Genomic DNA, 21313 nt, shown 5'->3' on the forward strand with positions numbered 1-21313 from the left:
AGGGCATCACGTCCAACGCGATCTGCCCCGGCGCGATCGAGACCGAGCGCACCAAGGAGATCGGGCCGGTGTTCGCCGCCGAGAACGGCCTGACCTACGAGGAGTACCTGGCGGACTACTCCAAGGACGCCGCGACGGGTCGCCTCAACACGGTCGAGGAGATCGGAGCGATGGCCGTCCTGCTCGCCGGGCCGGCGGGTGCCGGCATCACCGGTGCGATGCTCAACGTCGACGGCGGCACCGCCCCGTACTGAACCGGCGGACAGCGCTGACCGCCGGTTCGGCGCAGCACAGCAGGGGTGGAGCCGCGGCCCCACCCCTGCTGTGCTGCGCCGAAGCGTTCGAGGTCACCGCGGTGGCGGGGTCGCCTCACCCGCGGCCTGGGCGTCGTCGGCTGCCGCCTCGCGCTGCAGCTGACGACTGCGCCTGGTCTGGCCGACCACACGGCTGGCCAGCGCCACCGCGATCAGCAGCGCCGCACCCTGGAAGAGCGGCTGGATCCAGAAGGTGCCGGGCCCGAAGGTGAGCTGCAGGCCCTTGACGCCGAAGGCGAGCGCGAAGTACGCGATGAGCGTGCCCCAGACATTGGGACGGCGCGCGAACTGTGAGGCGCCGAAGAACACGGCGGCCAGCGCCGGGAAGAGCAGACCGGGGCCGACGCTGGAGTTGTACGTGCCGACCTTCATCGAGAAGACGATGCCGGCAAAGCCACCGATGACCGCAGACGTCATGAGCGAGCCATAGGTCAGCCGCTCGACGTTGAGGCCGGCGAGCCGCGCTGCCTCCGGGTTGCTGCCGACAGCGAACAGGCGGCGCCCCACCGGGGTGTGCTCCAGGACGAACCACATGAGGACGGCCAGCACCAGCAGGTAGAGGGCCACGACGGGAATTCCGAGGACCTGCCCGTTGCCCAGGTCGAGCCAGGAGGACTCGAAGGCGCCGGTGAGCTGGCGATTGTTCGCCATGAACAGCTGGAAGGCCAGGAGCACCTGACTGACGCCGAGGGTGGCGATCAGCGACTGGACCCGGAACTTCACGATGACCACCGCCGAGCAGAATCCGATCAACGCGCAGAACGCCAGGACGCCGATGGCGACCTGCCACGGCGGCAGACCGGGGTGGTTGAGGCCGAACCAGTTCATCAGGACCAGCCCGGTGCCCATCGTGGCGCCGACCGAGAGGTCGTAGACACCGGCTGCCAACGGCACCAGGAAGGCCAGCGCGACGATCGCCGTGACGACGCCCTCGCTGAAGGTCAGGCGCCAGGTCACCGACGAGAGGAACGTGTCGGGCCGGAGGATGCCGAACAGGATCGTGAATCCGGCCCACAAGATGATGGCGCTGTAGCGGCCGAGCGTCACGCTGAGGGGGGTCGAGGTGGCCCCGGAGCTGGACTTGAGGCTGCGCCTCGCCGCGGGGGACACGACAGGCTTGGTGGTGTCAGTGCTCATGCTGATGCTCCTGCGACTTGCGCGTGATCGATGGAGGGGGCGTCCAGGTCGACACCGCGGCGGAGCTCGGCGACCACCCGTCCGCGGGACATGACGAGGACGCGGTCGCACAGGCGGGCGAGCTCGTCGCTGTCGGTCGAGGTGATCAGGACCGACATGGAGGCGCTGGCGTGGTCGGTGATGATGCCGTGCACCTGCTCGCGGGCGCCGACGTCGATTCCGGCGGTGGGATCGTCCAGCACGAGGAACGCGGGCTCCAGGCGCAGGGCTCGCGCCACGAGGACCTTCTGCTGGTTGCCGCCGGACAGGGTCGTCATGGCGGCGTCCGGTCCCGAGGCGACGATGCCGAGGTCGTCGATCCAGCGGGCGGTCTCGGCGCGCTCGGACCTGTGGTCGAGACGGCCGACCACGGTGTGGGGGGCGAGGTCACTGATCGTCAGGTTGGTGCCGACGCTCATGGTGCTGAACACGCCGAAACGAGCCCGTTCACCACAGATCCACGCCATGCCGGCCGCCATCGCGGCGATCGGGCTGCCGGCGTCGACGGTGTCGCCGTTGATCGTCACGGTGCCCGCGGAGCGGGGTTCGCGTCCGATCGTCAGCGCGGCCACCTCCTCGCGCCCTGAGCCGGTGAGGCCGGCCACGCCGACGATCTCGCCGGGATGCAGGTCCGCACTGAAGCTCAGGAGGGCCGTGCCCTCCAGGCCGGTGATCTGCACGGTCGCCGGGGTCTCGCCGGTGGCGACCCGGGGTCGCTCGATGTTCTTGACCAAGGACCCACCGATGATCAGGGTCGTGAGCCGGTCGTGGTCGACCTCGCTCGTGGCCACGCAGGCCACCTTCACACCGTCGCGGAGCACCGTGATCGAGTCCGAGACGCTGAGGATCTCGTCCAGATGGTGTGAGACGAGGATGACGGAGTTGCCAGCAGCGGCCAGGTTGCGGATGGTGGCGAAGAGCGCCTCGACGTCCCGCGCCGGGAGCGCGGCGGTCGGCTCGTCGAGCACGATGAGCGCGGGGTCGTCGTTGTCGGGCAGAGCGCGAGCGATCGCGATGCGGGTGCGCTCGGCAATGCCGAACTCCCCGACGGTCCGGTCGACGTTGATGGGGGGACCCGTGCGAGCCAGGCAGTCGCGGGCGATCTGCTTGGCCTTACCCCAGTTGATCTTCACGCCGGCGATCTTGGGATAGGTGCGGCCGAGCATGATGTTCTCGGTGATGCTCAGGTCGTTCACGAGCCCCAGGTCTTGGTGCACGAAGCGCACGTTCAGCCGGTCGGCGGCCGAGGCCGAGCCGAGCTCGAGATCCTGGTCCAGGACCGTCGCGGTCGCCCCACGATCGGGGGAGTGGTAGCCGGCGAGGATCTTGATGAGCGTTGACTTGCCTGATCCGTTCTGGCCCACCAGGGCGTGGACCTCACCCACCTTCACGGTGAGGTCCACGCCGTGGAGAACCACGTGACCAGAGAACGTCTTGGAGAGTCCTCGGATGTCAAGGGCGTTCATGATCAGCTGAGGCCCCAGAGGGTCCTGTACTGATCCTTGAAGCCGTCCGGTCCGGGCCAGCCGTCCTGCAGGTCGACGATCGCCTCGGCCTCCTCGACCGTGTCGATGATGTAGATCGGCGGCACCGCGGCCGTGCGCTCCAGCCCCTGGTCCCACTCGCCGTTGGCGACGCGAGCCATCTGATCGGCAAGCGTCCACATGGCGTTCTCCTGCGGAGTTGCGATCCAGGCCGACGACTCGCCGTTGATGAGCGACTCGATCTGCGCCTGCTGCGGCTGGACGCCGACGACCTTGACGTCGTCGAGGCCGGCGCTCTTCAGAGCCTGGCCGAGCCCGGGCTCGAAGTTGCCGAAGGCGAGGTAGAGGTAGTTCACCTCAGGGTTCGACTGGAGGAACGAGACGATCGCGTTGGTGGATCCGCCGCTCGTGAGCACGTCGACCGAGATGTCGACCGGCTGGCTGGTGCACGTGTCGCAGAACTCCTCGAGGGTCTCCTCCACCCCCGGGACGGCGTTGGACAGGGTCGGGAACTCCGGCACGTTCACGACGCCGATCGAGGCGTCGGCGCCACTGTCCTCGATGATCCACGAGGTCAGCACACGCGAGTAGGTGTCGACAGCGGTGAGGTCGTAGCAGTTCGCGAAGAGGTTGCTCGCGTCACCTTCCGGGACGTCGCTGGAGTAGCAGCTGAAGTACGGGATGCCCGCGTCAGTGGCCGCGTCGAAGGCGTTCTGGAACGTGGCGACGTCGCTGCCGGTGCCGGCGATGTAGTCGACACCCAGGTCGATGGCCTGCTGGACGGCCGAGCCGAAGTCGGTGGCCGGCGCGTTGATGCCGGTGTAGTCCCAGCCGAGCTCGGTGACCGCCCCTTCGAGCGCATCGCCGAGGACCGTGCAGGTCGGGTCGGCACACACGATGAAGGCCACCGACTTCTTCTCAGGAGTGGCGCTGAGTGGCTCGGTCTGCTTGATGTCGGTCGGCGCGTCCTGGTACTCGGCGACGAGATCCTTGACCTCCTGGCTGACCTCGCCTCCGCCGGACCGTTCGCCGTCGCTGGATGAGCTGCAAGCAGCCAGCGAGAGCGAGCCGATGACGGCTCCCGCGATGAGCAGGCCGAGCCTGCGGTGCCGCATGGGATTCATGATTCCTCCATCGGGGGTGTGCCCGTCAGTCGCGGCTTCGAGGTCGGGGGCCTCGCTGCCAGTGTGACCTGGGACACGTGTGGATGTGTGGGACCACTTCAGCGCATGGCGGCGTTCCCGTCAAGAGAACATCATGAGAAATTATAAGATTCATGATGAGCAACTAGCCCGAGCTCGGGCACCGCGAGGCGCCCTCCCTGCGTCCGCCAGAGGGGTGCGACGTCGGGACGGGGAGTCCCGCGCCGCAGCGTCAGAGGCGCCAGTCGATCCGACGCTGGCCGGCCGACGGATCGCGTTCGAGGTAGGTCTGCGAGACCTCGAGGATGTGCTCGGTCATGAGCTTGCGGGCCTTGGAGGGGCGGCCGTCGAGGATCGCCTGAGCGACATCGGCGTGCGAGTGCGAGAGCATCTGGCGCTCGGCGATCGGATCGACCCTCTGGAGCACCTGTTCGGCCACGACGTGGGTCACGGCCTGGGTCACGAGGGTCAGGACGCGGTTGCCCGACAAGCCCGCGATCAGTGCGTGGAAGTTGTTGAAGTCGTCGAAGAGCTCGAGCTCGACGTGCGACTCGGTGTCGTACTCCAGGAACGGCGTGAACATCTCCCGCTTGGCCTTGCTCGAGGGGAGCTTGGCGGCGCGCTCGGCCAACGTGGGCTCGAGCGCGGCCCACGTGTCGAGCAGCTCGGAGTACGTCGCACCGCTCAGGTGGAAGTACAACGATGCCGTGCGCGCGAGGTACCCGGAGTTCAGCGGGGCCACGAACGGGCCGCCGCCGGGACCGCGCTTGATGTCGACGATCCCCTGGATCTCGAGCAGGCGCAGCGCTTCGCGCAGCGACTCGCGACTGACTTCGTAGCGCTCGAGCATCTCGGGCTCGGTGGGCAGCTTGTCGCCGACCCGGACACGGCCCTCGAGGATGTCGTCGACGATCCGCGAGGCGGTGACCTCGGCGGCCTTGGGGGCGCGCTGACGCGGGTTCTGGGTGTCGGCCGCGCTGAACCCGCGCGGCGCGTAGACGATCGGTAGGCCGTGCGCTGTGCCGTCATCCGGGCGGGGGGCTGACCCGCCGAGAAGATTCGGACGGCGAGCGTTCATGGGATTCCTTGCTCGAGAGGGCGGGTGCGGTCCGGGACCGCAGGGCCGGGCCTGCCCACTCTGGCAGTTTCCTTCCGAGGATTCAACGGACATTCGAGCCGAGATGAGGCGTGTCGCACGTCGAGGAGTCCCCCAATGGTCATGATGATTTTGGGCGGCCGACGCTCCTCGGTGACGCCTTGAGGTGCGAGGCCGGGTGACACCCTTGACTAAGTTCATCATGAGGAATAATCTGCAGGAGTGACGCAGAACACGTGGATGAGCGACCCCTCCGATCCGGTGATCGGGGTCGCAAGCGACTCCTCCCGCAGCCCCCGACCGCGGACCGGGCCTCTGGCCGGCGTGCGGGTCGCCGACTTCTGCTGGATGGGTGTCGGAGCCGTGGCGACGCGCCTCCTGGCCGATTTTGGCGCCGATGTCATCAAGATCGAGAACCGCAAGCGTCTCGACATGCCGCGCCGGCTCCCCATCTACAAGGGCGAGACCCGGTCCTACGGTGCCGAGGATCCAGACCCGGACCCGAACAAGGGCGGTCTGTTCAACAACTACTCCCGCAACAAGCTCGGCATCACGGTCGACATGTCCGACCCCCGCGGCCGTGAACTGGTCCTGGACCTGATCGAGCACTGCGGGATCGTGACCGAGAACTTCGCCCCCGGAGTCATGGAGCGCTGGAACCTGACGTACCCGGAGCTCCGGGAGATCCGCGACGACATGATCTTCGCGCGCATGAGCGGGTACGGTCACTCCGGACCACAGGCGCACTACCGCAGCTACGGGCCCGTGGTCCAAGCCGTCAGTGGCCTGTCGTTCAACAGCGGACTCCCCGGGCGGGAGCCGTCCGGCTGGGGCCTGTCCTACATGGACAACCAGGCCGCCTACTACAACTCCGCAGGTCTGCTGCTCGCGATCTACCAGCGCATGCTGACGGGCCAAGGCACCGAGGTCGACGTCTCGGCGATCGAGGCCGGGATCGGCTTGCTGGGCTCCGACCTGCTCGACACGGTCGTCAACGACCGTCCGAGTCGTCGTCCGGACTACCCGCGCGGCAACCGCCTGGAGCATCCGACGGCCGCGCCGCACGGCGTGTACCCGGCAGCCGGGACCGATCAGTGGATCGCGATCGCGGTGTTCTCGGAGGCCGACTGGAAGGCGCTGCAGACGGTGATGGGCGACCCGGCGTGGGCCAGCGATGCGCGCTTCGCGACGGCTGACCAGCGCATCGTCCACCAGGACGAGCTCGACGCCGCGATGTCCGGATGGACACGCGACCAGGACAAGCATCGCTTGATGGGCGCGCTGCAGGATGCCGGCATCGCCGCCGGCGCCGTGCAGAACTCTCAGGACCTCGCCGAGCACGATCCGCAGATCGCGGCCCGCGGGACGTTCTTCGAGCTCGACCACCCGGTCATCGGCCCCGCCCTGTTCGAGGGCTTCCCGGGTCAGCTCGGCGCCTCGAAGCCCGACCACTGGCGGTCCGCGCCGCTGCTGGGTGAGGACAACCAGTTCGTCTTCGGCGAGATCCTCGGCCGTGATGCCGAGACCCTCGCCGAGCTCTCGGCTGAAGGAGTCATCTGATGGTGGCCGCACAGGTCCTCCAGGGAACCAGCCCGGTCCGCGACCTCGTCGTCGTCGAGCTCGCGCAGAGCCCGGCCGGTGAGCAGACCGGAAAGTTCGTCGCCGACCTCGGCGCGGACGTCGTCAAGATCGAGCCTCCGGGAGGTGTCGCGAGCCGGCACGTCGGCCCGTGGGCCCACGGACAGCGGGACCCCGATCACAGCCTCGAGTTCTGGGCCTACAACTCCAGCAAGACCAGTCGGGCTCTGGACGCCGCCTCGCCGGACGACCGCTCCCAGTTCGGCGCGCTCCTCGCGACCGCCGACATCCTGATCGTCGAGGACCGCCGATGGCTGCGTGAGCTCGGCACCGACCTGGACGAGCTGCTGGAGCAGCGCCCCGACCTGATCGTCGTCGCGGTCACGCCATTCGGGTTGACCGGACCGTGGCAGGACTACCGCACGAGCGACCTCGTCGCCCTGGCGGCGGGCGGCATCCTCAACAGCTGTGGTTACGACGACCACTCCATCCCGCCGATCCGGCCCGGCGGCAACCAGGGCTTCCAGCTCGGCGCGAGCTTCAGCTGGTGCGCCCTGCTGCTGGCCCTCATCGAGCGTCGACGCACGGGCCTTGGTCAGCTCGTCGACATGTCGGTCCACGAGTCGAACGCCGTCAGCGGCGAGCTCGCGAATCCTTACTGGTTCTATCCGAAGGCACTCGTGCAGCGACAGACCTGCCGACACGCCCAGCCCGAGCCGACCCAGCCGGCGTTGTTCGAGTGTGGTGACGGCAACTACGTCTACTTCGCGCTGATCCTCGCCGAGCAGAAGGCGTGGTCGAGCCTGCTCGGCTGGATGTCGGAACTCGAGATGGCCGCCGACCTGACCGATGCCTCGTTCCAGGACATCGCCTACCGGCAGCAAGAGTTCAGTCACGTCCAGGAGGTCATCGAGGTCTTCTTCCTCGTGCAGGACGCGGACACCGTCTATCACGAGGGACAGCGCCGGGGGCTCCCGATCGGGCGGCTCAACGCCTTCGAGGACCTGCCGCTCGACGTGCACCTGCAGGAACGCGAGTTCTTCGTCGACCTGCCGACCCCGGACGGCGAGACCGTGACGTACCCGGGACTGCCGTACCGATTCTCCTCCTTCGAGACCGTGCCGGGACGTCCGCCGCGCCTCGGGGAGGGCCACCATGGTTGAGCCGGCCTGGACGCCCGGAGCCTGCGCGATCGTCGGAATCGGTGCGACTGACTTCTCCAAGGCCTCCGGTCGCTCGCCGCTGACCCTGGCCGCCCAGGCCAGCCGTGCCGCGCTGGCTGATGCCGGGATCGACCCGCGCTCGGTCGACGGCATCGTGCGGTGCGACATGGACCTGGTCTCGGCCCCGGCCCTGGCCGACTCGCTGGGTGTTCCGGACCTGACCTACTGGGGCGAGACCGGCCCGGGTGGCTCGGGTCCGGCCGCGATGGTGGGTCAGGCGGTTGCCGCGGTGACGGCGGGTCTGGCCACGACGGTCGTGGTGTTCCGCTCGCTCAACGGTCGATCGGGCAACCGGTACGGCCTGGTCGGCGAGCGCGGCGCGATCGGCGGGGAGGGCAGCTATGACGAGTTCTTCCTGCCCTTCGGGATGCAGACGCCGGGTCAGTTCTTCGCCGTCGTGGCACGCCGGTACGCGCACGAGCACGGGCTCACGCTCGACGAGCTCACGCACGGTCTGGGCTCGATCGCGCTGGCCAGCCGGGCCCATGCCAATGCCAATCCGGCTGCCCAGTTCTTCGATCGTCCCATGACGCGCGACGACTATCTCGCCTCACGCATGCTGGCGGACCCGCTACGCCTGTTCGACTTCTGCCTCGAGACCGATGGGGCCGCCGCGGTCGTCGTCACGACGACGGAGCGCGCTCGCGATCTGGCCGGCACCGCCGTCCCGGTGCTCTCGGTCGCGCAGGGAACGGGTCGCGGGGTGCAGCCGGGCCAGATGTTCCCGGCCCTCCTGCGCCCCTCGATCACGTCCTGGCCGTCCGCCGCGGCGGCGCCCACCGTGTTCGGTCGCGCCGGGATCTCGCCGGCCGATGTCGACGTCGCCCAGATGTACGACTGCTTCAGCATCACGGCGCTGATGCAGCTGGAGGACTACGGCTTCGTGGCGCCGGGCCAGGCGGCGCACCTCACGGAGGCCGACCTGTCGGTCGGCGGGACGCTGCCGGTCAACACCAGCGGCGGTCATCTGTCGGAGGGCTACATCCACGGCATGAACCACGTCCTGGAGGGCGTACGTCAGATTCGCGGCACCTCGACGAACCAGGTCGAGGGCGCCGAGCTGAGCTTCGTGACGTCGGCACCCCCTCCGGGTGCCAGCGCCCTCGTGCTGGGAGCCGACCGATGACCGACCAGAACACCCCCCTCGTCCCGGTGATCGACGACGTCGACACGGGCGGCTTCTTCGCCGCTGCCGCGCGTGGTGAGCTGGCGATCCGCGTCTGCAGCGAGTGCCGTGCCGACCTGCACCTGCCGCGGGAGAACTGCCCCCGGTGCGGAGCCTTCAGCCAGGAGTGGCGCACCGTCGCCGGCGCGGGGACGCTCTACAGCTGGACGGTGGTCGAGCACCAGGTGCACCCGGCCTACCCGGTTCCGTACACCGTGGTCCTCGTCGAGCTCGACGACGCGAAGGACGTGCGCCTGCTGGGCCGCCTCGACGGGCGACCCTCCCTCGAGATCGGCCAGCCCATGCAGGCCTGGTTCGAGCAGGTCGGCGACGCGACCCTGCCGCAGTGGCGGCCCGCCGCCGAGCCGTCCGAGGAGAACGTATGAGCACGACCATCAGGTGGGTCGACCCGGCCCTCGTCATCGACCCAGCGGCCGGTGGACCCGTCGAGCTGGCCGGAGCCCGCTGCCCCGTGTGCGCCACGACGGCCTTCCCCTTCCAAGGTGGGTGTCCGCGCTGTGGTGGTGAGGCGATGGAGCGCGTCGCTCTGCCGACGACAGGTTCCCTCTGGTCGTACACGGTGCAGAACTTCGAGCCCAAGCCCCCGTATCGCGGGGTGGAGCCGTTCGAGCCGTACGGCGTCGGCTACGTCGACCTCGGCGACGTGTGCGTCGAGTCGCGGCTGACGGTCAACGACCCGGCCGCCCTGTCGCTCGGCATGGCGATGCGGCTCGTGACGATCACGGCATTCGTCGACGGCGACGAGCCGGTCCTGACGTTCGCCTTCGCTCCCCAGGAGGTGGCGGCATGAGCACGGACGTCGCGATCGTCGGCATCGGCATCCACCCGTTCGGTCGTACCGAGGGGGTGAGTGGACGGGCTCAAGGGGCTCACGCCGCCCGCCAAGCACTCGGTGACGCCGGGGTGCAGTGGTCCGACATCCAGTTCACGTACGGCGGCAGCCACTCGGCCGGGGACGCGGACTCGTTGGTCTCCGACCTCGGCCTGACGGGCGCCCCGTTCATCAACGTGCACAACGGGTGCGGCACCGGCGGGTCAGCCCTCATCTCGGCCCGCAGCGCCCTGCTCTCCGGGCAGTACGACCTCGGCATGGTCGTCGGCTTCGACAAGCACCCGCGAGGCGCGTTCGCGACCAAGCCGTCGAGCCTCGGCATCGGCGACTGGTACGGCGAGACCGGGATGATGGTCACGACGCAGTTCTTCGCCCAGAAGATCGGGCGCTACATGGAGCAGTACGGGATCGGCGAGGAGACCTTGGCCGCCGTCGCGGAGAAGTCGTTCTCGTTGGGCGCGGCCAATCCGAACGCCTGGCGGCGGTCGCCCAAGACGCGGCAGGAGATCCTGGACGCGCCGATGGTCAATCATCCGCTGACGCAGTACATGTTCTGTTCGCCCGGTGAGGGCGGCGTCGCGCTCGTGCTCGCCCGCGGCGAGGTCGCCCACCGCTACACGGCGAACCCCATCTACCTGCGCTCGGCTGAGTTCCGGTCGCGCCGCTTCGGCTCGTTCGAGGTCTTCAGCCCGTGGACGACCCCCGAGATCCTGTCCGGACCGACCGGTGACGCCTCGGCGGCCGCGTTCACCTCCGCCGGCATCGGACCGGAGGACATCGACGTCGCCCAGATCCAGGACACCGAGTCCGGCGCCGAGATCATGCACATGGCCGAGACCGGTCTGTGTGCGCACGGCGAGCAGGAGAAGCTCATCCTGACCGGTGAGACCCGACCCGACGGCTCGCTGCCGGTCAACACCGACGGTGGCGTGATCGCCAACGGCGAGCCGATCGGGGCGACCGGTCTTCGACAGGTCTTCGAGTCGGTCCTGCAGCTCCGGGGCGACGCGGGCGACCGCCAGGTGCCCGGCAACCCCAAGACCGGCTTCACGCACGTGTACGGCGCACCCGGCATCAGCGCCTGCACCGTGCTGAGCCGCTGACACTTCATCGACCACTACAGCCAGGAGACGACATGACGTGGGGATTCGAGACCGACGCGGAGTACCAGAAGGACCTGGACTGGGCCGAGGAGCTCGTCCGGACCGAGATCGAGCCGGTCGACCAGCTCGTGGAGCACGCCTGGGACGTGGGCGACCCGGTGCGCAACGCCCTGATCCGCCCCCTGCAGGAGAAGGTGCGCGAGCGCAACCTGTGGGCCTGCCACCTCGGCCCGGAGCTCGGCGGCCAGGGCTACGGCCAGCTCAAGCTCGCGCTGCTCAACGAGGTGCTGGGTCACACCCACGCCGGCCCCGTCGTCTTCGGCAACCACGCGCCGGACTCGGGCAATGGTGAGATCCTCGCGCACTACGGCACCCCGGAGCTCAAGGAGCGCTACCTCAAGCCGCTCATCGACAACGAGATCGCCTCCTGCTACTCGATGACCGAGCCCCAGGGAGGATCGGACCCGACGGCCTTCGTGACCCGGGCGTTCGACGACGGCGACAGCTGGGTCCTGTCGGGCCAGAAGTGGTTCTCGTCGCACGCGCGCTTCGCGAGCTTCTTCATCGTCATGGCCGTGACCGACCCCGAGGCCGACCGGCACCGCCGCGCCTCGATGTTCGTGGTGCCGGCCGACACCCCCGGAATCGAGATCATCCGCAACGTCGGCGTCTACGGGCACGACGAGGTCGAGGGCACCCACGCCTACGTGCAGTACAACGACGTGCGCATCCCGAAGGACCACATCCTCGGCAACCGCGGCGAGGGTTTCGCCGTCGCGCAGACGAGGCTCGGCGGCGGACGCATCCATCACGCGATGCGCACGGTCGGCCTGGTGCGCGAGTCGATCGACATGATGCTCGAGCGCTCCGTGTCGCGAAAGAGCGGCGACGGCACGCTCGCCGATCGTCAGCTCGTCAAGACGATGATCGCCGACTCGTGGATCCAGTACCAGCAGTTCCGTCTGCTCGTGCTGCAGACCGCCTGGAAGATCGACCAGTACCAGGACTACCGCAAGGTCATCACCGACATCTCGGCCGTCAAGGCCGCGATGCCCAAGGTGCTCAGCGACGTCGTCGGCCGGGCCATCCAGCTGCACGGCTCGCTCGGCATCTCGACCGAGCTGCCCCTGGGCCAGTGGTCGGCCGAGGCCCACCACATGGCGCTGGCCGACGGTGCGACCGAGCTGCACCAGCTGCAGGTCGCCAAGCAGCTGCTGCGGGGCGCCACGCCGGCCCCGGGCCTGTTCCCGACCCGCCACAAGATCGCCCTGCGTGAGGCCGCCGAGCTCAAGCTCGGTGACCGTCTCGTCTCGGTCGACGACCTGGTCGGTGCTGAATGAGCGAGACCGCGACGAGCGCCGAGGCCACGACCGAGACCGCTCCGGTCCGGGCGGGCGAGGAGCTCGACTGGCCACGTCTGGAGGCCTACCTGCGCGAGCACGTCGACGGCCTCGAGGGTGAGTTCTCGGTGCTGCAGTTCCCGCGGGGCTCGGCGAACCTGACCTACCAGGTCACGATCGGCGACACCCGACTCGTGGTGCGCCGTCCCCCCTTCGGTCAGGTCGCGCCGGGTGCACACGACATGGTGCGCGAGTACCGCGTGCTGTCGAAGCTCCATGCGCAGTTCGACCGCGCCCCGAAGGCGCTCGCCCTCTGCGAGGACGTCGACGTCATCGGCGCACCGTTCCTCGTCTCGGAGTACCGCTCCGGCGTCGTGATCTGGAACGAGATCCCGGAGACGATGGCGCACCACGCGGACGCGGGCCGGGCCGTCGGCTTCGCCGTCGCGGAGGCGTTGGCCGACCTGCACGACGTCGATCCCGAGGCCGTCGGTCTCGGCGACCTCGGGCGCCCGGAGGGCTACCTCGAGCGCCAGGTCGGCGGCTGGCTGAAGCGCTGGGCCGCCGTGGCCGAGGACGGCAAGGAGGTCGTCACCGAGGTGGGCGAGCGCCTGCGTGAGCTGCTCCCGGACCGCGCCTCGGGCGCGATCATCCACAACGACTTCAAGATCGACAACTGCCAGTTCGCCGTCGACCAGCCCGACCGGGTGACCTCGGTCTTCGACTGGGACATGGCCACCCTCGGCGACCCGCTGGCCGATCTCGGCACCCTCTTGAACTACTGGCCCGAGGAGGGCGCGCAGGGTGCGATCGCGCTCCCGGGGATCGAGACGCTCGGGCTGCCGACCAAGGCCGAGCTCGTCGAGCGCTACGCCGCGCGGCGCGGCCTGGACCTGACGCGCGAGGACCTGCTCTGGTACGAGGCGCTGGGGTGCTGGAAGACCGCGATCATCATGCAACAGCTGTACATGCGCTGGGTCCGTGGCGAGTCCACCGATCCCCGCATGGGGGAGCGCGGCGGTCCCGTCGCCTCCCTGGCACGACGAGCACTGGACCTGCTGGACGGCGTCCAGCCCCACGGAAGGAATGCGTCATGAAGGTCGGTCAGCGACTCCGGAGCGCCGTGTGCGCGACCAACGTGGTCGTGGTGCGCGCAGCCGACGTCACGCTCTCGTGCGGCGGCACCCCCGTCGTCGAGAAGCTTGACGGCGAGCCCAGCGGTGACCTCGCCGCGGGCCACGACGGCGGGACCCAGCTCGGCAAGCGCTACACCCACGCGGCCTCCGGCCTCGAGGTCATGTGCGTCGCTGGCGGCGCCGGCGCGCTCTCGGTCGACGGCGAGGTCCTCGAGCTCAAGGCGGCCAAGTCGCTGCCGGCATCGGACTGACGTGCCGTGAGCATCCTGATGCTGCTGACGATGGCGGTCGAGCTCGATCCCGACCGCGTCGCCGTGACCTCGGGCGACGAGCACCTCACCTACGGTGACCTGCTCGAGCGCTCGCTCGCGGTGGGCGAGCTGCTGCGCAACGACGGAGCCGAGCACGTCGGTCTGCTCGACCTGAACACCTCGGCCTTCCCGGTGGCCCTCTTCGGCGCCGCGGCCGCCGGTCTTCCGCTCGCGCCGCTCAACTACCGCCTGGCCGACGACAAGCTGACCGAGGCCATCGGTCGTCTGAGCCCGATCGCGCTGTTCCGCGGCGAGGGCGTCGCGAGCGTCGTCGACGTCGGCGACCGCGACGTGGTCCGCGCGACGGGCGACCTGCTGACCGCCACGCGCGCCGCCAGTGCGGACGCCGAGCCCGAGCTGGTCGACAGCGAGTCCCCGGCCGTGCTGCTCTTCACCAGCGGCACCACGGGCACGCCGAAGATCGCGGTGCTGCGGCACCGCCACCTGTTCTCCTACGTCATGTCGACCGTCGAGTTCGGTCATGCGGGATCCGAGGAGGCCATCATGGTCTCGGTCCCGAACTACCACATCGCCGGTATCAGCTCGGTCCTCGGATCGATCTTCGGAGGGCGCCGGATCGTGCAGCTGCCGAGCTTCACGCCCGAGTCCTGGGTGGCCACGGCGGCGCGCGAGCGCGTGACCCATGCGATGGTCGTGCCCACGATGCTGGGTCGGATCCTCGATGTGCTCGAGGCGACCGGCGAGACCCTCCCGGCCCTGCGCCACTTGTCCTACGGCGGCGGTCGCATGCCGATCGAGGTCGTGGAGCGCGCGGTGCGGATGCTGCCGCACGTCGACTTCGTCAACGCCTACGGGCTGACCGAGACGAGCTCGACCGTGACGATCCTCGGGCCGGACGACCACCGCGACGCGATGGCCAGCGAGGATCCCGCCGTGCGGCGGCGCCTCGGGTCGGTCGGGCGTCCCGTGCCCAGCATCGAGCTGGAGATCCGGGGGGTCGACGGCACCGTCGTCGCGTCGGGCGAGATCGGTGAGGTCTACGTCCGCGGCGAGCAGGTCTCCGGCGAGTACACGTCGCACTCCGTCGTCGACGCCGACGGCTGGTACGCGACCCGCGACCAGGGCCATCAGGACCACGACGGCTTCCTCTACCTGCGCGGTCGCGCCGACGACGTCATCGTGCGCGGCGGCGAGAACATCTCCCCCGAGGAGGTCGAGGACGTGCTGACGGCCCACCCGCGGGTCCGGGCCGCGGCGGTCGTCGGGGTCCCCGACGTCGACTGGGGTGAGCGCGTCGAGGCCGTGGTCGTGATCGACGGCGAGCTCGACGACCTCGAGTCCGAGCTCGTCGCGCGGGTGCGCGCCGAGCTGCGCTCGACCCGCGTGCCGGTGGCCTTCCACGTCCGTGACGAGCTGCCGTTCAACGAGACGGGCAAGCTGCTGCGCCGTGCCGTGCGCGCCGAGCTGTCCGAGAAGGCTGGTGTCGCATGATCAGTGTCGAGAGCCCGGAGATCGGCGACGTCCGATCGGTCGCGTCCGACTTCTTCGACCGCCACCGCGTGGTGCTGGACGACGACGACGCCCCGCGGTACGACCGCGCGGCGTGGGTGAGGGCGTGCCAGGACCTCGGCGTCAGCGCCATCCTCGAGCCCGAGGACGACGGCGGCCTCGACGGCGGCGCCGCGATGCTCGCGGCGGTGCTGGTGGAGGCTGGCCGCACGCTCAGCCCCCTGCCGCTGCTGAGCTCGGCCGTCCGTGCCCAGACCGCCCTTCGCCTGATCGCCACGAACGACGCGCGCGACGAGCTCCTGCCCCAGCTGCTCACGGGCTCGGTCGTGGCGACGCTGGCTCCGTGGAGCCGGGCGATCGAGGCCAGCCCCGCTCCTGGTCCCGCCACCGTCGAGGCGGACTGGACGGTCTCAGGATCGGCGAACCGGGTCCTCGACGGCGTCGGCGCCGACCTGCTGCTGGTGCTGGCCCCGGTCGACGACGCGATCGGCCTGTTCGCGATCGAGGGCGACGTCGTGCGCGAGGCCCAGGCGACGATCGACGTCACGCGTCAGTTCGCGAAGGTCACGCTCGACGCAGCGCCCGCGCGCCTGCTCGGCACGGCCGACCAGGCCGTGCTGCCCACGCTCGACCACTGGACGACCCTGGCGTTGACGGCCGACCAGGTGGGCGGCGCCGCGGCGTGCCTGGCCATGACGGTCGAGTACCTCAACACGCGCGTGCAGTTCGGGCGCGTGATCGGCTCGTTCCAGTCGCTCAAGCACCAGTGCGCCGACCTGGCACTGCGCGTCGACGAGGCGCGCTCGGCCCTGGCTCACCTGGTGTGGGCGCTCGACGAGGCACCTGACCACGTCGCGGAGGCGTCCGCCATGGCGACCGTCGCCGCGTCGACGGCGTACACGACCTGTGCCGAGGAGACCGTCCATCTGCACGGCGGCATCGGCTTCACCTGGGAGCACGACGCCCACCGTCACGTGCGACGTGCTCTCACCGACCGATCGGCCTTCGGTTCCGTGCGTGCCGCGCGTGAGGCCGTCCTCACGGCCCGCGGAATCTGATCGCCCCACCATCCGACGTTTCCCTCGAGAGGAATCCCCATGACCACCGAGCTGTCCCCCACCCTGTCCCACGTCTCGGCCCCGACCATGAGCTATTTCACGGACAAGTTCTTCGGCCACGTGATCGACGGAGTCGTGGTCGAGTCGATCGAGGGCGGCACGATGCCGGTCATCGACCCCTCGACCGGCATCCAGATCGCCACGGCAGCGAGCGGTACCGCGGCCGACGTCGACCGCGTGGTCGCGAGCTCGCGCCGCGCCTTCGACGAGGGCGTGTGGCGCAACCTCTCGCCGCTGGAGAAGGAGGCCCGCCTCCACAGCTTCTCGCGGACCATCGACGAGCACCGCACGATCTTCGGTGACCTCGACGCGGTGGACGCCGGCCTGCTGCGCACCTACACCTCCTTCATCGAGGACTTCGGCGTCAACGCCACGGCCTACTTCGCTGGTTGGCCCACCAAGCTGCACGGCTCGATCCCGCCCGTGCCTGCCGGCATGAACGTGCAGCACCGTCGCCTGCCGCGCGGCGTGGTCGCCGCGATCGTTCCGTGGAACGGACCGAGCGCGGTCGTGGCGATGGCGGCGGCGGCCCTGGCTGCCGGCAACTGCATGATCCTCAAGGCGGCCGAGAACACCCCGATGAGTGCCGTGCTGATGGCGGAGCTCGCGGTCGAGGCCGGCATCCCGCCGGGCGTATTCAACGTGCTGCAAGGCACGGGCCAGGCCGTCGGCTCGGCCCTGGTCGAGCACCCGGGAACGGACTTCATCTCGTTCACCGGATCGGCGGCCACGGGTCGCGCGATCCAGATCGCCGCGGCCAAGACCTTGACGCCCGTGGCCCTGGAGCTCGGCGGCAAGAGCCCGTTCATCGTGTTCGACGACGTCGACATCGCTGCGACCGCGGCGTCCGCCACGGCCGCCGTGTGGAGCGGCTCGGGACAGATCTGCACGGCAGGGTCGCGCGTCCTGGTCCAGCGGTCCATCCACGACGATTTCGTGGCCGCGATGGTCGACGCCAGCCGCTCGGTCAAGGTCGGCAACGTCTTCGACCCCGAGTCGACGCTCGGCCCGCTCGTCTCGCAGACCCAGCTCGACCGGGTGGCCGGCTACGTCGACCTCGGCCGGTCCGAGGGCGTCGAGGTCGCGCTGGACGGCGGCCTGACCGGTGACGGCGGCTTCTTCCACGAACCCGTGATCTTCACCGACGTGCGCAACGACATGCGGATCGCCCAGGAGGAGATCTTCGGCCCGGTGATGTCGGTCATCCCGTTCGACGACGAGGCCGACGCCCTCCGGATCGGTAACGACATCGACTACGGCCTCGCGGCCGGTGTCTTCACCAACGACCTCGGCCGCAGCCAGCGCATGATCGACGGTCTTGACGTCGGCACGGTCTGGGTCAACACGTACCAGGCCGGGTACCCGACGGTCTCCTACGGCGGCGTGAAGCAGTCCGGCTACGGACGCACGCTCGGCGAGGAGATGGTGCACGAGCTGACGCACATCAAGAGCGTCTGGATCGCGTCCTGACCCGCGGACCGCGGTCCCCCATCACGAGCACAGGAGATTGACCATGTCGAACGTCCTCGAGGGCAAGATCGCCCTCGTCACCGGCGGCACCCGCGGCCTCGGTCGCGCGATCGCGCAGGGCCTGGCCGAGGCCGGCGCGACCATCGTCGTGTCGAGCCGGAAGGCCGAGGCCTGCGAGGCGACGGCCCACGAGATCACGGAGTCGACCGGCGCGCGGACGCTCGCCCTGCCGCTGCACGTGGGGGACTGGGACGCGATCGAGCCGGCCCTGGCCCGCGTCGAGGCTGATCTGGGCACCCTCGACGTCCTCGTCAACAACGCGGGCATCGCCCCGCAGTCCCCGTCGCTGCTGGAGCACACTGAGGCGCTGTACGACAAGACGATGCAGGTCAACCTCAAGGGCCCGTTCCGGCTCATGGCGGTCGCGGGTGAGCAGATGGTGCGCGGTGGCGGCGGTTCGATCATCAACATCTCGAGCATCGGCTCGCAACGCCCGGGCCCGAACGAGGCGACGTACACCGCGGCCAAGGCCGGTCTCAACGCGCTCACGATGTCCTTCGCGCAGGAGTACGCCCCCACGGTCCGTGTCAACTGCATCATGCCCGGCGCGTTCGCGACCGACATGTCAGCGGACTGGGACGAGGAGTTCGTCGGTCTGGTCGTCGACGGGCTTCCGGCTGGCCGCCTCGGGCAGCCGGCCGAGCTCACCGGGATGGTGGTCCACCTGGCAAGTGACGCGAGCAGCTACACCACGGGAGCCGTGATCCCGATAGACGGAGGTCGGCTCGCGGTGTTCTGACCGGCATGGGCGGCCGGAGCGCGGCGACGCCCCACGCGGCTTGGTCCGTGTGGGGCGTCGCTGTCGGCGCCTACGGGCTGGGGGCCTTCCACCGGTCGTCGCTGGCGGTCGCCGGCATCTACGCCACCGAGCGCTTCGACATCTCGGCGACGCAGCTCGCGTCCTTCGTCGTGCTGCAGCTCGCGGTCTACGCCGCGCTGCAGATCCCGGTGGGCCTGCTGGTCGACCGCTTCGGCTCCGGCCGCGTGCTCCTGGTGGGGCTGCTCGCGATGAGCGTGGGCCAGGTCGCGTTCGCGCTGACCGACTCCTACGCGCTCGCGCTGCTCGCCCGGGTGTCGGTGGGTGTCGGAGACGCGACGACCTTCGTCTGCTGCCTGAGGCTGATCAGCTCGTGGTTCCCGACCCGCCGGATCCCGGTCATGACGCAGCTGACGGGTCCGCTCGGTCAGGTCGGCACGATCGCGGCCGCGGTGCCCATGACCTGGGCCCTGGGCCGGTTCGGGTGGGAGCGCTCCTACCTCGCCGTCGCGGCCGTGGGCCTCGTGGTCGCGGTTCTCGTGCTGGTGATCGTGCGGGACGAGCCGGGGCGGCGGACCCTGTCCGGTTCGGCTCTGGGCCTTGCGGTGGTCAGGAGCAGCCTGGCGCAGTCGTGGGCCGAGACCGGGACTCGCCTGGGGTTCTGGATCCACTTCTCGCAGCACTTCAGCGCGTCGATGCTGGGCCTGCTGTGGGGATTCCCGTTCTTCGTGCGCAGCGAGGGGACCTCGGAGGCCACGGCTGGTGTGCTCCTGACCGTCATGGTCGTGGCCGTCATCGCCATGGCCCCGCTCACCGGGTGGTTCGTCACGCGGTTCCCGGCGCGACGCTCCGACCTCGTGCTCGGGTCGATCGGTGCCGTCGCGGGGCTGTGGGCCGTCGTCCTGCTGTGGCCGGGGACCGCACCGGTGTGGCTACTAGCGATACTCGTGATCGTGGTGGGCGCGGCCGGCCCGATGGCGATGATCGGCTTCGACTTCGCCCGCCTGGCCAATCCACCGCACCGCTTGGCTTCCGCGGTCGGGATGGTCAACCAGGGCGGCTTCCTGGCGAGCCTGACGATCATCCTGGTGGTCGGCGCACTGCTTGACCTCGGCTCGCGGGACGCCGACGGCACCTACACCCCGGCCGCCTTCACGCTCGCCCTGAGTGCCCAGTTCGTGCTCTGGGGTGTCGCTGCCCTGCAGATCTGGCGCCTCCGTGCCCAGTTCCGCGACGAGGCGCACCGGCAGCCGACGAGTGCGCCGATGCCCGGGGCTCGGGCGGCGGACTCCTAGGTGGTCACGATCCGGCGCGGGCGGCGCCGCTCGAGCCTGGCCAGTGTCCGGCGGTGCACCGCGTCGGGTCCGTCGACGATGCGCAGGGCCCTGGCCCACGCGGAGAAGTACGCCAGAGGGGTGTCGTCGGAGACCCCGGCTGCCCCGAAGACCTCGATCGCCCGTTCGATCACGGCACAGGCCACGGCCGGTGCGGCGATCTTGATCTGCGCGACCTCGGCCCGCGCGTTCTTCGCGCCGCCCTGGTCGATCAGCCACGCACAGCGGTAGACGAGCAGCCGCGCCTGCTCGATCTCGATGCGGGACTGGGCGATCGCGTCCTGCACGTTCGCCTGCTCGATCAGTGCCTGGCCGAACGCGACCCGATGGGTCGCCCGGTCGACCAGGAGCTCCAGCGCGCGCTCGGCCATGCCGATCGCCCGCATCGCGTGGTGCACGCGGCCGGGTCCGAGGCGCGCCTGGGCGATCGTGAACCCGTCGCCCTCGTGGGCGAGCAGGTGGCGGGCCGGCACGCGGACGTCGGTGAACGAGATCTCCGAGTGGCCGTGCTGGTCCTGGTAGCCGAACAGCGGGAGATGACGCTCGATCACCATGCCCGGGGTGTCGCGCTCGACCAGGATCATCGACTGCTGCCGGTGTGCCTCGGCCTCGGGGTCGGTCTTGCCCATCACGATGAAGATCTGGCAGCGCGGGTCGGCGGCGCCACTGATGAACCACTTGCGGCCGTTGATCACGTAGTCGTCGCCGTCGCGCTCGATGCGGGTCTCGACATTCGTGGCGTCGGAGGAAGCGACCGCCGGCTCGGTCATCGCGAAGGCCGAACGGATCGTGCCGTCGAGCAGCGGCTCGAGCCACTGCTCGCGCTGCTCCTGTGTCGCGAAGAGCTCGAGCGTCTCCATGTTGCCGGTGTCCGGAGCCTGGCAGTTGATGGCCTCCGGGGCGATGACCGGCGACCAGCCGCTGATCTCGGCGATGGCGGCGTAGTCGACGTTGCTCAGGCCGGAGTAGGTGGGGTGGAAGAGGTTCCACAGGCCACGGCGGCGTGCCTCGGCCTTGAGGTCCTCCATGACGGGCGGATAGGCGTGCGGTCCGTGCTCGGCCAGGTGGGCCGCCCAGACGGGTTCGGCCGGCAGCACGTGCTCGATCATGAAGTCCCACATCTGCTCGCTCGTCTCAGCGGCGCGTGGGGACGGGGTGAAGTCCATGGGGTCTCCCGGGGGTC

General features: G+C 69.7%; 20 protein-coding genes. 15 read left to right on the forward strand and 5 right to left on the reverse strand.

Annotated features, from left to right (window positions below; translation table 11 throughout):
• Nucleotides 1–254 (forward strand): SDR family oxidoreductase (locus KAG51_RS13760; RefSeq protein ID WP_290584413.1); only part of this gene is annotated, 254 nt, incomplete at its 5' end.
• A 93-nt stretch (nt 255–347) separates the two neighbouring features.
• Here the strand turns inward: KAG51_RS13760 and KAG51_RS13765 are convergent.
• The 4 genes from KAG51_RS13765 to KAG51_RS13780 all read right to left on the reverse strand — a co-directional run bounded on the left by KAG51_RS13765 (nt 348) and on the right by KAG51_RS13780 (nt 5194).
• A complete protein-coding gene (locus KAG51_RS13765; protein WP_290584414.1) occupies nt 348–1451 on the reverse strand; it encodes an ABC transporter permease in 1104 nt (367 codons plus the stop codon).
• Nucleotides 1448–2908: a sugar ABC transporter ATP-binding protein gene (locus KAG51_RS13770; RefSeq protein WP_290584415.1), complete on the reverse strand. Its 1461-nt coding sequence runs from the start codon at nt 2906–2908 to the stop codon at nt 1448–1450. The genes KAG51_RS13765 and KAG51_RS13770 overlap by 4 nt, the downstream gene beginning before the upstream one ends.
• Nucleotides 2909–2958: 50 nt before the next feature.
• Entirely contained in the window at nt 2959–4089 is a 1131-nt protein-coding gene (locus KAG51_RS13775; protein ID WP_290584416.1) for a substrate-binding domain-containing protein, read from the reverse strand.
• Nucleotides 4090–4348: 259 nt separating this feature from the next.
• Nucleotides 4349–5194 carry a GntR family transcriptional regulator gene (locus tag KAG51_RS13780; RefSeq protein WP_290584417.1) on the reverse strand — a complete coding sequence of 282 codons (846 nt, stop codon included), beginning with the start codon at nt 5192–5194 and terminating at the stop codon, nt 4349–4351.
• A 240-nt stretch (nt 5195–5434) separates the two neighbouring features.
• Here KAG51_RS13780 and KAG51_RS13785 point away from each other — a divergent pair, with 240 nt between their 5' ends.
• From KAG51_RS13785 to KAG51_RS13850, 14 genes are read left to right on the forward strand one after another with little or no spacing between them, the layout of a single operon-like run.
• The gene (locus KAG51_RS13785; RefSeq protein ID WP_290584418.1) at nt 5435–6772 is read left to right on the forward strand and encodes a CoA transferase; all 1338 of its coding nucleotides are present in this window, start codon (nt 5435–5437) and stop codon (nt 6770–6772) included.
• Nucleotides 6772–7953: a CoA transferase gene (locus KAG51_RS13790; RefSeq protein WP_290584419.1), complete on the forward strand. Its 1182-nt coding sequence runs from the start codon at nt 6772–6774 to the stop codon at nt 7951–7953. The genes KAG51_RS13785 and KAG51_RS13790 overlap by 1 nt, the downstream gene beginning before the upstream one ends.
• Nucleotides 7946–9139, forward strand: coding sequence for a lipid-transfer protein (locus KAG51_RS13795; RefSeq protein WP_290584420.1), 1194 nt, complete (start codon nt 7946–7948; stop codon nt 9137–9139). Before KAG51_RS13790 ends, KAG51_RS13795 begins: the two co-directional genes overlap by 8 nt.
• Entirely contained in the window at nt 9136–9564 is a 429-nt protein-coding gene (locus KAG51_RS13800) for an OB-fold domain-containing protein (protein WP_290584421.1), read from the forward strand. Before KAG51_RS13795 ends, KAG51_RS13800 begins: the two co-directional genes overlap by 4 nt.
• Nucleotides 9561–9989: an OB-fold domain-containing protein gene (locus KAG51_RS13805; protein ID WP_290584422.1), complete on the forward strand. Its 429-nt coding sequence runs from the start codon at nt 9561–9563 to the stop codon at nt 9987–9989. Before KAG51_RS13800 ends, KAG51_RS13805 begins: the two co-directional genes overlap by 4 nt.
• The gene (locus KAG51_RS13810; RefSeq protein WP_290584423.1) at nt 9986–11134 is read left to right on the forward strand and encodes a thiolase family protein; all 1149 of its coding nucleotides are present in this window, start codon (nt 9986–9988) and stop codon (nt 11132–11134) included. Before KAG51_RS13805 ends, KAG51_RS13810 begins: the two co-directional genes overlap by 4 nt.
• Before the next feature lie 32 nt (nt 11135–11166).
• Nucleotides 11167–12474, forward strand: coding sequence for an acyl-CoA dehydrogenase family protein (locus tag KAG51_RS13815; protein WP_290584424.1), 1308 nt, complete (start codon nt 11167–11169; stop codon nt 12472–12474).
• The gene (locus tag KAG51_RS13820) at nt 12471–13571 is read left to right on the forward strand and encodes a phosphotransferase family protein (protein WP_290584425.1); all 1101 of its coding nucleotides are present in this window, start codon (nt 12471–12473) and stop codon (nt 13569–13571) included. Before KAG51_RS13815 ends, KAG51_RS13820 begins: the two co-directional genes overlap by 4 nt.
• Nucleotides 13568–13861, forward strand: coding sequence for a hypothetical protein (locus KAG51_RS13825; RefSeq protein ID WP_290584426.1), 294 nt, complete (start codon nt 13568–13570; stop codon nt 13859–13861). Before KAG51_RS13820 ends, KAG51_RS13825 begins: the two co-directional genes overlap by 4 nt.
• Before the next feature lie 6 nt (nt 13862–13867).
• On the forward strand, nt 13868–15373 hold the full coding sequence (locus KAG51_RS13830; RefSeq protein ID WP_290584427.1) for a fatty acid--CoA ligase family protein: 1506 nt from the start codon (nt 13868–13870) through the stop codon (nt 15371–15373).
• Complete coding sequence (locus KAG51_RS13835; RefSeq protein WP_290584428.1) at nt 15370–16449, forward strand: acyl-CoA dehydrogenase family protein; 1080 nt, start codon at nt 15370–15372, stop codon at nt 16447–16449. Before KAG51_RS13830 ends, KAG51_RS13835 begins: the two co-directional genes overlap by 4 nt.
• A 39-nt stretch (nt 16450–16488) precedes the next feature.
• A complete protein-coding gene (locus KAG51_RS13840; RefSeq protein ID WP_290584429.1) occupies nt 16489–17979 on the forward strand; it encodes an aldehyde dehydrogenase family protein in 1491 nt (496 codons plus the stop codon).
• A 43-nt stretch (nt 17980–18022) separates the two neighbouring features.
• Complete coding sequence (locus KAG51_RS13845; protein WP_290584430.1) at nt 18023–18778, forward strand: glucose 1-dehydrogenase; 756 nt, start codon at nt 18023–18025, stop codon at nt 18776–18778.
• 47 nt (nt 18779–18825) lie between these two features.
• Nucleotides 18826–20091, forward strand: a complete 1266-nt coding sequence (locus tag KAG51_RS13850; RefSeq protein ID WP_290584431.1) for an MFS transporter — start codon at nt 18826–18828, stop codon at nt 20089–20091.
• On the opposite strand, the gene KAG51_RS13855 is transcribed toward KAG51_RS13850, so the two are convergent.
• The gene (locus tag KAG51_RS13855; RefSeq protein WP_290584432.1) at nt 20088–21296 is read right to left on the reverse strand and encodes an acyl-CoA dehydrogenase family protein; all 1209 of its coding nucleotides are present in this window, start codon (nt 21294–21296) and stop codon (nt 20088–20090) included. The genes KAG51_RS13850 and KAG51_RS13855 overlap by 4 nt on opposite strands.
• Nucleotides 21297–21313 lie beyond the last annotated feature (17 nt).

This window comes from Aeromicrobium sp. (assembly GCF_023146395.1).
Lineage (GTDB): Bacteria > Actinomycetota > Actinomycetes > Propionibacteriales > Nocardioidaceae > Aeromicrobium.